Source organism: Clostridium sp. CCUG 7971, assembly GCF_017590215.1.
Lineage (GTDB): Bacteria > Bacillota > Clostridia > Peptostreptococcales > Peptostreptococcaceae > Faecalimicrobium.
Genome location: NZ_JAFFPK010000154.1, coordinates 1 through 14,461 on the forward strand (window position 1 = coordinate 1; position 14,461 = coordinate 14,461).

At 27.5% G+C, this 14,461-nt stretch carries 14 protein-coding genes; 2 read left to right on the forward strand and 12 right to left on the reverse strand.

Going from position 1 to position 14,461, the window contains the following annotated elements:
- Nucleotides 1–98 precede the first annotated feature (98 nt).
- Complete coding sequence (locus tag JWF52_RS16895) at nt 99–398, forward strand: (2Fe-2S)-binding protein (protein WP_208334668.1); 300 nt, start codon at nt 99–101, stop codon at nt 396–398.
- A gap of 151 nt (nt 399–549) precedes the next feature.
- Here the strand turns inward: JWF52_RS16895 and JWF52_RS16900 are convergent, their stop codons facing one another.
- From JWF52_RS16900 to JWF52_RS16945, 10 genes are all read right to left on the reverse strand, one after another.
- Nucleotides 550–1,008 (reverse strand): coiled-coil domain-containing protein, encoded by a 459-nt coding sequence (locus tag JWF52_RS16900; protein ID WP_208334669.1) that lies wholly within the window; start codon nt 1,006–1,008, stop codon nt 550–552.
- Nucleotides 1,009–1,177: 169 nt separating this feature from the next.
- Nucleotides 1,178–3,136 carry a 5'-nucleotidase C-terminal domain-containing protein gene (locus JWF52_RS16905; RefSeq protein WP_208334670.1) on the reverse strand — a complete coding sequence of 653 codons (1,959 nt, stop codon included), beginning with the start codon at nt 3,134–3,136 and terminating at the stop codon, nt 1,178–1,180.
- A 246-nt stretch (nt 3,137–3,382) separates the two neighbouring features.
- The gene (locus JWF52_RS16910; protein ID WP_208334671.1) at nt 3,383–3,679 is read right to left on the reverse strand and encodes a hypothetical protein; all 297 of its coding nucleotides are present in this window, start codon (nt 3,677–3,679) and stop codon (nt 3,383–3,385) included.
- A 77-nt stretch (nt 3,680–3,756) separates the two neighbouring features.
- On the reverse strand, nt 3,757–4,845 hold the full coding sequence (locus JWF52_RS16915; RefSeq protein ID WP_208334672.1) for a DUF4179 domain-containing protein: 1,089 nt from the start codon (nt 4,843–4,845) through the stop codon (nt 3,757–3,759).
- The gene (locus JWF52_RS16920) at nt 4,846–5,406 is read right to left on the reverse strand and encodes a sigma-70 family RNA polymerase sigma factor (protein WP_208334673.1); all 561 of its coding nucleotides are present in this window, start codon (nt 5,404–5,406) and stop codon (nt 4,846–4,848) included.
- 633 nt (nt 5,407–6,039) lie between these two features.
- Nucleotides 6,040–6,690, reverse strand: a complete 651-nt coding sequence (locus tag JWF52_RS16925; protein WP_208334674.1) for a hypothetical protein — start codon at nt 6,688–6,690, stop codon at nt 6,040–6,042.
- A gap of 66 nt (nt 6,691–6,756) precedes the next feature.
- Nucleotides 6,757–8,052 carry a glycoside hydrolase family 16 protein gene (locus tag JWF52_RS16930; protein ID WP_208334675.1) on the reverse strand — a complete coding sequence of 432 codons (1,296 nt, stop codon included), beginning with the start codon at nt 8,050–8,052 and terminating at the stop codon, nt 6,757–6,759.
- A 167-nt stretch (nt 8,053–8,219) separates the two neighbouring features.
- Nucleotides 8,220–9,545, reverse strand: coding sequence for a family 4 glycosyl hydrolase (locus JWF52_RS16935; protein ID WP_208334676.1), 1,326 nt, complete (start codon nt 9,543–9,545; stop codon nt 8,220–8,222).
- 1 nt (nt 9,546) lies between these two features.
- Nucleotides 9,547–10,983: a PTS transporter subunit EIIC gene (locus JWF52_RS16940; RefSeq protein WP_208334677.1), complete on the reverse strand. Its 1,437-nt coding sequence runs from the start codon at nt 10,981–10,983 to the stop codon at nt 9,547–9,549.
- Between the two features lie 20 nt (nt 10,984–11,003).
- A complete protein-coding gene (locus JWF52_RS16945; RefSeq protein ID WP_353654970.1) occupies nt 11,004–11,810 on the reverse strand; it encodes a carbohydrate deacetylase in 807 nt (268 codons plus the stop codon).
- A gap of 140 nt (nt 11,811–11,950) precedes the next feature.
- Here JWF52_RS16945 and JWF52_RS16950 point away from each other — a divergent pair, with 140 nt between their 5' ends.
- Nucleotides 11,951–12,670 (forward strand): MurR/RpiR family transcriptional regulator, encoded by a 720-nt coding sequence (locus tag JWF52_RS16950; protein ID WP_208334678.1) that lies wholly within the window; start codon nt 11,951–11,953, stop codon nt 12,668–12,670.
- A gap of 142 nt (nt 12,671–12,812) precedes the next feature.
- Here the strand turns inward: JWF52_RS16950 and JWF52_RS16955 are convergent, their stop codons facing one another.
- Both JWF52_RS16955 and JWF52_RS16960 read right to left on the reverse strand, forming a co-directional pair.
- Entirely contained in the window at nt 12,813–14,096 is a 1,284-nt protein-coding gene (locus tag JWF52_RS16955) for an FtsW/RodA/SpoVE family cell cycle protein (protein ID WP_208334679.1), read from the reverse strand.
- A 6-nt stretch (nt 14,097–14,102) separates the two neighbouring features.
- Complete coding sequence (locus JWF52_RS16960; RefSeq protein WP_208334680.1) at nt 14,103–14,432, reverse strand: PadR family transcriptional regulator; 330 nt, start codon at nt 14,430–14,432, stop codon at nt 14,103–14,105.
- Nucleotides 14,433–14,461 lie beyond the last annotated feature (29 nt).

Genomic DNA, 14,461 nt, shown 5'->3' on the forward strand with positions numbered 1-14,461 from the left:
ATTTATATTAATTAATAGATAATCCTTTTACGTGTATATTATAGATATTTTAACGCAAAATATTTTTGTACAAATATTAACGTTAAATGGAGGAAAATATGAAATTAATAACTGATGATTATATTAAAGTAAGAAACGCAATGTCAAATGGAGCTAGAACTATTGAAGATATTAAGTCAATGACTGATATAAATATTGAAGATTATGAACACCAAAAAGAAATAGAAGAAGTTTTAAAAAATGCTTGTAGATGCATGAACGTATCTGTTGAAGAAGTTGTAAAAGCCGTTGAAAATGGTGCTGATACTGTTGAGAAAGTTTCAGAGGCTACAAAAGCTGGTACAGGATGTGGTAGATGTAAAGGATTATTAAATAATATTATAGATAACAAAAGATAGTAAGATTTATACAATTTGTACTTTATTTATTATTTTAATAATTAATTTTTATATATAAATAATAACTATATAGACTAAAAGCACAAAAGTTATCTCGATGTAATTACATTGAGATAACTTTTTATATAATCTAAACTATTTGATTATAAATTTACTTCTTTCTGCTAAATGACTCTTTTATATCATTTAATGAATTGTTTCCTGTTCTTATTTCATAAACGGCATCTAAAAATTGATTAAGGTCATTTGAATCATTTAAATATAACAAAAGACTATCAAGTGCAAAAGAATATGATGATAATGTATTACTTATAGCCGAATACTGTTTTCTTAATATTGGATCATTTGAAGCTTTGTATAAATTATTCACTCTAGCAATGGAATAATTAACTTCAGAACTAGTGCTATCAATATCTTTTTTAATTTCATTGATTTGTTCATTAGTTTTATTTTCTAGACCCATCATCGCTTTAGTAAGTATCGTTAAATCATTTTTTATTAATTCTAAGTCAGATACAAATTTATCAACAGTAGGATCTGGAGAATAAGCAAAGGAAATATTTGTAGATATAAAAATAATTGAAAGCATCGTTATAATTATTTTTTTCATTTCAAATCCTCCATATTTTTTTATTATATATATTATGCTCTTGTTAATAAATTAATATGTCTCAGCATTTTATTATCGAATTGGAAATTTAATGTTAAACTATAAAATAATACAAAATAAAAAGAGCTCTAGCCTAAATTAAGACTAAAACTCTTTGTTTATTATCTTTTTATTTCATATTTCTAAATCTTAATCCTGCAAGTGCAGCTCCACCTAATAATACATATGACATTAGACTAATATCTCCTGTTTTTGGGTTATCTGTCTTGTTATTATTATTTCCTTTGTCATTATTTGGTTTATTAGTTTGTGGCTTATTTTCTTCTGGTTTATTTTCTTCTGGCTTAACAGCTTCATTTTCTTCAAAATCTGTTTTTTTACCAGTAGTTATTCTACCTTCTGATTCCTTGTAATTAACTGTACCTAATTTTTTTATATAATTTTCAAGTGCTTCATTTAATGCACTATATTCATTTACTATAGGTAATTTAGCAAACACAGGATAATCATCTCCTCCTGCTGCTGTAAAATCATTTGTTGCTACTGTATAAGTTTTATCCATATCTATATTCTTACCATTAACTTTTAAAGAAACTATTCTTTGTCCTATTGGTTGCTCAGGGTCTACTACGTATTTCATTCCTCCAACATGTGGGAATCCACCAAATGAAACTCCATAATTTTCAACACCAAACTCTAAAACTTCTTTTATTTGAGCTCCAGTAAGTTTTTTAGTTACTATAAAGTTTCCAAAAGGTAATACATTTACTATATCTCCTTTTGTTATATCTCCTTTAGCTATGCTTGAACGTATACCTCCACCGTTAGTTAAAGATACATCTGCTCCAGTTTCATTTAACATAGCATCAGTTATTAAGTTACCTAAATTTGTTTCTCCAAATCTAACTTTATCTCTTGATCCTTCTAGATGAGTTTCTGTTTTTCCCACTTTAACAGATAAAGCTGCTTTTTGCTCATCTTCAATTTTTTTCATCATAGACTCTACTTCAGGGTCTGGTGTTATAGATGATGTTTGTGATTTATTTATAAGTGATGCATCTACACCTACAACTTTATTATTTTCATCAAATTCTATTTCAACTTTACCTAAGTTACTTAAGTACTCCCCTGTACTTACTAACATGGTGTTATTTACTTTTTTACCATCTTTAAACGCAGTATGGCTATGACCATCTACAAATACATCTATTCCATCTACATCTTTTATTATATCTTCAGATGTTGGCTCACTTGATTTATCTACTCCTATATGTCCAAGAGCTACTATTACGTCTGCTCCTTGAGCTTTTAGGTTTTTAACTTCTGCTTTAGCAGTTATTCTTGGGTCTTCAAAATCTAGCCCTTTAACATTGTTTGGATGTGTTTTGTAACTAGTTTCTTCCGTTGCCATCCCAAAAAATCCTACTTTTATCTCTTTTCCATTTACATTCATTACTTTTATAGCACTTGGTTTAAATAAAGATTCTCCGTTTTTCTTTATGTTTCCAGCTAAAGGCTTAAGCTTAGTACTACCGCTTTTTACTTTTGCATTTTGGAATAATTCTAATAATCTTTCATACCCATAATTAAAATCATGATTTCCTGGTGCCATATATTCATATCCAGTAGCATTTAATAAATCTACTGCATCTTGACCTTTACTTAAAGTAACAAAAGGTAGTCCATGAGTAGTATCCCCTGCATCTACTAATATAGAGTTTTTAGTTTGATTTTTTATAGCTGCTACTACATCTAATCCTATAACTTTATCAGTTCTTTGGAATCTTCCGTGCATATCATTTGTGTGTAATATAGTTATTTTATTATTTGTATTTGCTTTTTCTTCAGTAGCTTCTACTGCTTCCTTTTTAGGCTCTTCCTTTGAAACTTCCTCTTTTGGAGCTTCTTCAGTATTTTCTTTAGTAGGCTCTTTTTCTATATTTGGTGTAGACTCTGTATTTTCTTTTGAAGTATCTTCAGTAGTTTCTTTTTCATCAGTTTTTTCAACTACTACTGGTTGTTCTTCTTTTAAAACATTGTCTAGTGCAAATATAGTTTGTAAATTTTGTCCTGCTAGTACTGCTGCTATAGCAATTGCTGCTATTTTTCTTCCATTTTTCTTAATCATAACAAATCCCCTTAATTTTTAGTTAAATAGTGTTTTTCGATACAGAGAAAACGTATTTTTTCGAACCAATTCTTAATATATTAAATTAATTTTCGTATTTTACCTTTTTATTATATCATATTATTTATCTTTTTCTATAAATTTTTACAATAAATTCATACCTATTTCATATTAACACGAATATGATTATTATATAACCTATTTTATCCAAAAAATAAAAAACAGGTAAAAAACCTGTTTTTATCTTTACATTATACTTATTAAATAGTTATATATTTTTTCTAATTCTTCTTCACTACCTTGTATACAGTTTGGATATGAATATGGAAAATCTTCACAACTTTCTGGTGATGGTAGACCTGAACCAAATATTAATAGAAGGTTTCCTCTAAGCACTACCCCTGATATAGCTGATACTTTTATACACATTGACTTTGTTCTTGATTTTGCTTTAAATATTGCTTTTTCTCTACTTTTATCTATGTATATTTTATCTTGATTTATTTCTATTACTGTTTGTGTATTCGTTTCAAATCTTGCCATGTTTCCCCCTTAAATATTTTTATTTATAATTATATCAAACTCTCTACATATAAGGCTAATTAACTTTTACGCTTATATTAATCTATCTCTATTTTTACAATACCCTCTTCAAATACTTTTGGCTTGCCATCAACATATACACGGGGTATTATAGTAATACTTTTTTCATTTCCTTCTAGCTCAAATTCTCCACCTATATACCATTTTTTATTCTTTAGCTCTCCGCCAGTACCATTACCACTCTCTAATTCTTCTCCATCTTGATTTTTAGCAATCAAACCAGGATCTCGTCTTCTTTCAACACTAATCTCATTATATAAGTCGTAGTTATATTTAATCTTAACTGATACTGGAGAAACTCTAACTTCTTCTATAGTAAGCTCGCCTTTATATACTTTTTTATCTATTTTGACTTTTTTATTTACTTTATAAACTTTAGTGTCTTTTAATATATTTGATGCATTAATTTTAGTATTAAATTCCCATTTACCTACTATAGGTTCTTTGTATGGATTATCTTTAAACTTATTTTGATAGTCAACTTCATCAAAACTAATGTTTAAATCATAATCTTTATTAGGCTCTATATTATCTAATACTTCACATGGAGTATCACCTATACCATCTCCATCAGCATCTATTGATAATAAGCTAGCTTTAAGTAATATATTAATTTTCTTTTCTCCTATTACTTTCTCTGATTCTACTACTAAAGATCCTGAATATACCAAATTATCAATAGTAATAGTAGGATGTAGAGGAGCTAAAGTTTCTTTATTTATATCCTTAAATCTTGATTTAAACTTTGAATAATCTATACTCATACTTAATATTAACTGTCTATCATCTAGCATTACTTCGCCTAGGCTAAATATTAATCCATTATCTTCAATAGTTTGTCCACCTTCAAATTTATACTTATCAAATTTAGAGTCTTTTTTACCTAAAAAATACTCTATTTGCTTTGTCATATTTTTTATATAAGCCCATGTTTTTTCGCTACTCATAACTATAGTTCCTATAATTAAAATCCCAGATAGTCCTGCTATCATACTTTTTCTTTTACGTAATCTAATTTTCTTTTTATCATCTATTGCTTTATCTATTGCCTTATCTATAGCTAAATCAAAATCTTTTGGTATTTTTATTTTATCTAATTTACTCATTTATTTCCCCTCCATTAATATCTTATACAATTTTTCTCGTCCTCTTCTTAAATAAGTCTTTATTGTATTTTCATTACATTCAAGAATTTGAGCTATTTCTTTTACAGTCATATCTTGAAAATATTGAAGTATTATAGGAGTCTTAAATTTTTCATCTAGTATATCTATGGCATTATATAAATCTATATTTTCTTCTAATTTTTCATATGATATATCTTCAATGTATTCTAACTTATCAATATTATCAAACATTCTACTTTTACTTCTATTTCTATCATTAACATTATTAATAAGTATTCTTGTAAGCCATGTTTTAAAATAACTTGGATTTTTTAGTTTATGTATGTTCATAATTGCTTTATATACTGTTTCTTGGCATATATCCATTGCATCATGTTCATTTTTTGTATATAAAAAAGCTGTTTTATATAAATATTCTTTATGCTCATTTATAAGAATTTCAATTGCATCTTTATCTCCATCTATAGCTTTTTCTATTATATTTTTCTCGCTAGACCTGTCTCTTTTTTTAATCTTTTTTAACGGTAATAATTGTCCCATATATATCTCCTTTTGCTTATATTACATTTATTAGACGGAATAAGTATATATGAGGTTTCAGTTAAATAAAATATTTTTGTATAAATATTAATGAAAATGCGTTTGATTATATTATTTTTAAACAATTAAACTTTTTGAAATTTTAATTTTTAAATCTATTTTTATAAAAATAACTATATTATAATTAATCTAATTAAGTAAATATTAAAATTATTTCTCTGTGAAATAATATTTATTATTATATAATTTTTCTTAGGGGTGATTATTATGGAATTAGATCAAAAAAGATGTTTTGAACTGTATTTTTAGGAGGTTTAGCTTTATCCTCTTTAGATAGCGTATTATATTTTTTTAATATTAATATAAAAACTTATACTATTGGATATTCTATTTTCTTTTTATATGTAGGAATTAATTTCCAATATCATGCTATTAAAAGCTTTAAATCATCAAAATCATATAAAGAATTAATATCTTTAAGTTTATTTACATGGATTTTTGTTTTAATTTTCTTTTACATACATTTTAAGAATTTTTAAATATATATAAATTATAAAATTTAATATTATTTACATATAAAAACCCTATAAAATAGACTTTTACTGTCTATTTTATAGGGTTAATAAATATATTTTAAGCAGTTTTACTTCTTTTTGTTAAAGGACTTTTTTCTATATTAACAATCTTCCACTTATTTTCTACTTTTTCTAGGTAGTATGTTCTTTTTTCTTGATAAACTTCATCTAAGTTCATTTTGTTTTTATCAAGATAATCTTTATTTGCTTCTTTAATTGTAAACTCCGATTCAACTGTTACCTTACATGTAGTTATATCTTCATTAAAATAATTACGATACCATATTAGATTCTCATACTTTAAAGCTAGTTTATTATTTTTATACATTGACTGTACTGATTCTTTATAATTTCCTTTTTCTAAAGCTTTAATGAAGTTTTCGCTATATAAATTATATTCATCTTCTACATTTAACTTATTAAAATCTCTATTATCTACAAGCAAGCAATGTTTTTCTATAACATCTATTATTTGTTCTACATTCTTATCATTACTTGTTAGCATTTCTTTATCATTACCATCTTTATCTAGTACAGTCCATAAAGTTTGCTTACTTCTCTCTTCTTGCTTTTTTTCTTCTTCTTTTGAATTTATCTCACTACTTTCATTTGAACTACTACTAGCTACATTAGTTTTCTGCTCACTAACACTACATCCAACAAACATTGAGATCATTAAACAAAGTGTAACTAACTTTAAAATTTTCATAATATATTACCTCTTTCTTTTATAAAAGAACCTAGAAAAATCTAGGTCCTTTTATAAATATTAAGTCTATTTAACATCTAAAGTTGTAGGGATTAATTGCCATTGGCTACTCCAATACCCCTTAGGAACATTTCCATATTGAACTGAACCATTTTCATCCTCAGTGTGCATATATGAATTAGGTTTCCATCTATTATTAAACCTCAAATAATTTTCTTCATTTTCTACTCTCCACTGAGCACTATAATAAGTCGGAAGTACCTTTCCATGTTCTAATAATCCTGTTTGATTTTCTATGTGTAGATACTCATCTGTTTTTTCATTTTTTAGACGAACATAATCACCTGCTTGTTCTTTTTTCCAAACTCCATTTGTATCAAACTCATTAAGATCTCCATATGAAACTTTATCACTATTCTCTTCTATATATAAGTATTTTCCTGTTTCTCTATTTTTTATATGGTATGAAGGTAATTTATATCCACCATCTTTTTTCCAAACACGGAAGTAATCTATAGCCCATTGTTTAGGCCAAACATCATTATGTTGCCCTGAACCTGCATCTGTATATATATTTAAAATTGTACCCATTGGATAATCTGGTGCTTGATTTATTTCTTTATATAATTCATTATCATAATAGAATTTTAAACTTCCTGGTGACCAATCAAGACCATATGTATGGTATTCAGACGTTGGGTCTCCTGATGGTACAGGTTCTTCAGAAAGCATCCAGCTTGTTTGGAAGTTTGGATCATTCCATCCATATGCTGCAATTCTCCAAGTGTCTGGTTTACTGAAGAATGATTCTATAATATCTATTTCTCCAGTTTCTTTTGAATTAAACCAGTCATCAGTGTCATTTTGCATACCTACCATCCACCAAGCTTGATGACCTCCGCCTCCACAGTCAGCAAACTTTGCACGTATTTCAAAATATCCATAAGTAGTAGCATATCCTACCCAAGGTTCTCTGTCTTGGTTATCAGTTGTACCACTAAAGTTATGAATCCAATTTTTATCAAATGACATTATAGCAGATGAACGAACTGTTCCATCATGTTCAGGACTCCATGGCTTTTGATCTTCTGTTATGTATTCTATCAAAGAACCGTTTTCAAACTTATATTGCGCTTTTGCATTTTCTGGATTTTTGGTCCAGTGAGGTAAATAGTAATCAGTCCATTTTGTTTTATCTAACTCTGGTCCATTAAATTCATCTGAAAAATCTAGTGTATACCCCTCTTTTGTGACAGGATTAGGCGGCTGATCTGCTGCATAAACTGCTGATGTAAAAACAGTAGTTATAACCATTAATAGTGCCATTAAACTTGCTAAACTCTTTTTCAAGATTTTAAACATAATATAATCCCCCCTTGAAATAATTTCACTTACTCCCATATATTGCTAATATACAATATACTTTGCCTTTTTACTATACTTTTTTACCTTTAGTATGTTTTCTTCAAAATACATCTAACACAAACACTCATAATATTTTAATTATGAGTGTTTGTAAGTGTAATTTATTATTTTAATGTTGGCCAGTAAGCTTTATTAGCTTCCATTAATTCATCTAATACAGCCTTACCCACTCTATAAGAAGGTATTGTTTTATTAAGTAATATAGCTTCCATTGCAGTATCATAAGATCCAGTTAAAGCCGTTTCTACTGTTAACTTTTCATATGCCTTTTGCATTTCCATCATACCTTTATAAAATGTTGGTACATTTCCAACTGTAACAGATTCTGGTCCTGTTGCTCCAATATAACAAGGTACTTCTACTACAGCTTCACTATTAAAGTTATTTATAGCTCCATTATTTTTTATATTTACAATAAATCTTTCCTTAGTATCATGTATTATAGCATTAGTTATATCTACTATATAGTTTCCATGAACTCCACCTAATAGTTTAGAATCTTTAGCTGTATCTAATTCTATAACACGTTTACACTCTTCAAATACTGTAATTTCTCTAGTGCTTAGTACATATGACCCTCTTGTAAATTCAATATTATCTGATTCAACCATTTCATCTGCAAAGTAATAATATTGTAAGTAGCAGTTAGGGAAAAATTGTGGATACATTTTAAAAGCTTTAACTACATTTTGGAAAGTCTTAGTCCAGTAATCATCTCCAACAATCTCTTCATTAGTTTGTATTAATCCTTTTAACTCTCCTGATTCTACTTTTTCTCTTATTCCTGGTAATAAGTCTTTTCCAGATTTATCATAAATATTAGTCCACCATCCAAAGTGGTTTAAACCAAAGTATTTGAAAGTTAAATCTTTATATGGTATATCTAAATACTCTGCTAAAGTTTCTTCTATACTTATTGGCATATCACATATACATAAACATTTAGCTTTAGGGAATTTCTTATATATAGCTTCTGAAATTATAGCTTCTGGATTAGTGTAGTTTAATATCCAAGCATCTGGACAAACTTCCTGTGCAACTTCTACTATTTTTAAAATTTCAGGTATAACTCTTAGTGCGAAAGAAAATCCTCCTAAACCACAAGTTTCTTGACCTACAACATTATGCTTTAAGCATATTTTTTCATCAATTTCTCTTTGATTATTAAGGCCTGGTCTGATTTGAACATATAAGAAGTTAGCATCTTTAAAAGCTTCTCTTATATCTGTTGTATAAGAAACTTTAATATCTGAGTTATTATCTCTATAATAAATTCTTGTAAACTCACCTATAAGGTAGTTTCTTTCTTCGTTGTTATCGTATAATACTATTTCTTCTAACTGTAAATCTTTTGCACGGTTTCTAAGTACCTCTACTATTCCTGGTGTATGAGTAGATCCCCCACCTACTATTACTATTTTATTTCCCATATTATCTTCCTCCTTCACTTGCTGATTCACTTAATATTGCATTAAACTCTTTCATTACATGAACTACTTCTGTACCTACTATAATTTGTATATTATTTTTATTTACCTTTACTACGCCTTTTGCCCCTGTTTTCTTTATGTTATCTTCATTTATTAAGCTTATATCTTTTATTTCTAAACGCATTCTTGTAACACAGTTTTCAGCGTTAACTATATTTTCAGCTCCCCCAACATTTTGTAATAATTTCTTTGCCATATATGCATAGTTTGAGTGGGATAATTTTAATGAATTTTCATCTATATTTTCAGTTATGTTTTCACTTCTTCCTGGAGTTTTTATATCTTTTTTAAGAATAAGTGTCTTGAAAGTAAAGTAGTATAAGAAGAAGAATACTATACCTACAGGTATTATATAAATTACATTATTACCCATATTCCAGTTTAGCGTTAAGTCTATAATATTAAATCCAAATGCAAAACCAAGTCTTGAATCAAATAAGTATAATATTGCTCCTGCTAAACCTGTAAATACTGAATGTATAAAGTATAAAAGTGGAGATATAAACATGAATGAAAATTCAATTGGCTCTGTTACTCCTGCAAACACTGAAGTTAATGCTCCACTATTTGCTAGTCCTTTTACTTCTTCTTTATTTTCTGGACGTGCAGTTTTATACATTGCTAAAGATATACCTGGTATTCCAAATACCATAATTACGTAAAACATTATTAAGAATGATCCTGCACTTGGATCTCCTGCTAAAAATCTTGTCATCTCTCCTGTTACTACTGTTCCATTTGCTGTTGTATAACTTCCTAATTCATAAAATATGTAAGCATTAAAAACATGATGTAGACCTGTTGGTATTAAAACACGGTTTAAGAATCCAAATAAAAATACTCCTATAATTCCCATTGATCCAAGGCCTATTGCAAAAGTATCTAATCCTGCTTCTATTGGTGGCCATACGAAACTAAATACTCCTGCTAAAATAAGTGAAAATATTGGCCCTAAAGTTATAGCTAACTTTTCACCTGCAAAGAAAGAAAACATACTCGGAACTTTCCAGTTTTTGCTGTAATTGTATATAACAGCAGTACTTATACCTGATACTATACCTCCAAATACTCCCATACTAATACTCTCATTTAAATAGGTAAGCGCTTGCCTAAACACCATAACTGAAAGTACCCCTGCTAGAACTGCTGATGATTTGTCTTTACTCTTTGTATATGCAAGTATACACCCAACAGCAAATAATAAATCTAAATTTCCAAATACAACATCAGATGCAATTTTTAATATGTCTAAGTTTAATAAATCTGGTTGGCCAAGTCTAGATAAAAGACCTGCAACAGGCATAGCAACAACTGGTACTAGCATTGCTTTTCCTAGCTTAGATAATTGATTACTTAGTAATCGAAGTGAATTAGTCAAAATAATATCCCCCTTTAAGTTTATATATTATTATAATTGCAAAGCTCTATATCATACTTATCTATAAGCTCTTTCATATAAGAATCACATAGTATATCTACTTCTCTTATTCTAGCAATATTAAAAGATGAGCCTTCAAGCAAAGGACTATCTAGAAATGCTGGATGACACATTGCCTCACTTTTTTCAAACTCAATATTTTTAAGTATATTTGACTCAATAACCTTAAAACATAACTCTCTAACTGACATATACTTAGTAGTCATATCTCTAATAGGGTCGTAATTACATAAATCTAAAAAATTTATTTCACTATTCTTTGTCGCCTTATTGCAATTCCTAACAGGTAGGTTGTATTCTTTTGAAAGCATTTCAACTACTTTTGATGGTTCTTCAAATGTATGTATATGGTGATGGGAGTCAATATGGCTTAATTTAATCCCATATGAATATAATCTATCTATTTGAGCTTTCCACTCACTATAAAGTTCATTTTTATTAATATTTACAATTCCTTTTTCAAAATCACTTAACTTATAAAAATAGCCATCTTCTTTTATTAATGAACTTACACTGTTACCTAATATAGGCTTCCCACATGTCAATGTTAAGTGTACCCCTATTCCTAAATCAGGCATTTTTTTAGATAATTCAACTGCATGTTTTGTTCCTGGCATATTTGCCATTAATGTTGTTGATGTTAGCACACCATTTATATGACTCTCAGCTATTCCTAGGTTAACAGCATGAGAATATCCAAAATCATCTGCATTAATTATTAATCTTTTAATCTCTGTCTCCCCCTTCCTTTGATATATTTTAAGTATATATCCTTTTTACTTTTATTAATATACTTTAACCCTCTTTTGTAACGGATGTACAATAGCGTAACATGTTTCATAATATAAATGATTTATGATATAATTTATCTATATAAAACTCGGAAAAATATGGAAAGGAGATACCTATGAACAAAACATTTCATGTTGGTAGAATCTTTAAAAATCAAAATTTATCAGATTCAGAAATAAAGATACTTGAGTACATGTTTGCTAGCCCAGAGAAGATAAAAAAAGAAGGTATAAGACAACTCGCTAAGTCAAACTTTACTTCTACAGCATCTATTATTAGATTGGCTAAAAAGCTTGGATATAGTGGATATAACGAACTAATTTTTGATGTAAAAAGAATGACATCAGATATTGAAGTTAACAGTATCAAAAACGAAGATAGTTTTTCATGGAATTCAAAACGACCTTTAGCTGATTTAAATGAACTATCTAAAACATATTTAAATAAAGATAAGTATATTTATCTATATGGAGAAGGTTTTTGTGAATTTGTAACAGGATACATACATAGAAAACTATTAGTAAAAAAGTATAATGTTATATTATTACATGGATTAGAAATACCGATAGTACATGAAAAAGAGCATAATCCTACTTTAATAGTTATATCAAAGTCTGGGGAAAACTTTGCTTGCATTAGAAAAATTGAACAGTTAGCTGAACTTGGTGGAGATATTATAGCTATAACTTCTAACTATAATAGCAGCATAAGTGCTATTTCTGATGTATCACTTTCCATACCAGTTAGTCATGTTGCAGATAGTAAAAACAAAGAATTTACAACTTTCTATGGAGATAGTATAAATCTTTTAGAAGATTTATTCTCTAGAGTTTAATTCAATAATTTAAATTAATATAAAAATTAAAAAGAGCATACTAAGAAAATATATTACTTAGCATACTCTTTTTAATAAATAAAAAGTCCCTAACATTATAGCTATAACATAACAACTGCTTGTTTATAAATTTTTGTAATGTTTATACAGTAACTAGTGATTTTCTTCTATATACACTAGATAAAATACCTATCATTATACAGTTAGTAAATATATTAGTACCACCAGAGCTTATAAATGGCATTCCAAATGTTAAAGGTGATAATCCTAATGAATATAAAATAGTAGCTATAGATTGAAGTGATAACATACTTACTATAGAAGCAGTAACTAATTTACCAAAATTATCTTTAACTTTAAACACTAGTACAAAATTTCTCACTAAAAAAGCTACAATTACAACTAAACTAACAATTGCCATTATCCATCCTAGAGAGTATGCAATAGCAGTAAATATTAAATCAGTTCTAAGCATACTAATAGATAAATTACTTTGACCTATATTTTGTCCAAATAAAGTAGCATTATCTAATAATTTCATAGACTCAGTTTGTATATATGTACCTGAATGGTTAAACATATTTCTAAATAAACCTGGCATAAATGCTAATAATCTATCTGTAAGATGTGGTGTAGTTAATATTTTTAAAAATACAGTAATTATCCCTAATAATTCTATCGCAATTACTCCTAGCTTATATTTCTTTGGTGGCTTTGACATAAAAAATATTATATTAACTGTAAATATATAAAACAGTACCATCGTAGCATTTGGTATAGCCATTAAAGTAAACATAGGAATTATAGATAGTATAATTAAAATCATTATATTCTTTATTTTACTTAAATCCAATAATTGAATTATTCCAGATAATGATATTAAAAATATCATGGTACTTGGTAGCAATATACTATTAGATATAGTATTTATACCATAAGTATTTGGATTTAAAATTTTATCTATCAATAATAATACAATCATTAATAAATACATATGATAACTATATTTTTTTATCTTTCTATAATCAAATTTATAGATACATATACCTACAACTCCACCTAATATAGCACTTAATAGATTTTTATAAATCATACCTTTACTTACTAAATCATTTTTCATAAGTGAATACATAGTTAATACCCCAATAGATAAAAGCCCTATCGTTAATAATATCGTTACATAGTCTGGTCGTGGTTTATGTACTTTATTTAATCTTTCTCCTATTTTTTTAGCATCCCCCATTCTTTTTATAGCTTCTTCTATTGCTTTTTCTTCACTTAATCCATTATCTATAAATTCATATACAATTTCTAATATATGAGATTCAAATTCCATTTTAACTTCTTTATGAACATCTTTATTTTTAATATGTATTATTATGTTATCTAAAAAATCTTTTATATTTTTGTTATTCCCTAAATCCATATTATTTTAGTCCTCCAGTAATATTGTATTTACAGTATTAGTAAATAGCTTCCATTCATCTTCTTTTTCTTTAAGTTGCTTGTTTCCTTTATCCGTTATTTTATAGTACTTTCTCTTTCTAGAACTTTCCCCTTCACTCCAGAAAGACTCTACCATTTCATTACTTTCTAGTGTGTGTAGTATTGGATATAATGTTCCTTCTTTAAAATTAAAAACACCACTAGACTTTAGCTCTATTTCTTTAATAATTTCATAACCATACATTGGTTTTCTTTTTAATAAACTTAAAATTAGTATAGTTGTACTTCCTTTTAACAACTCTTTATTTATTTTCATAAGCCCTCCTTATATACATAGATTTACTA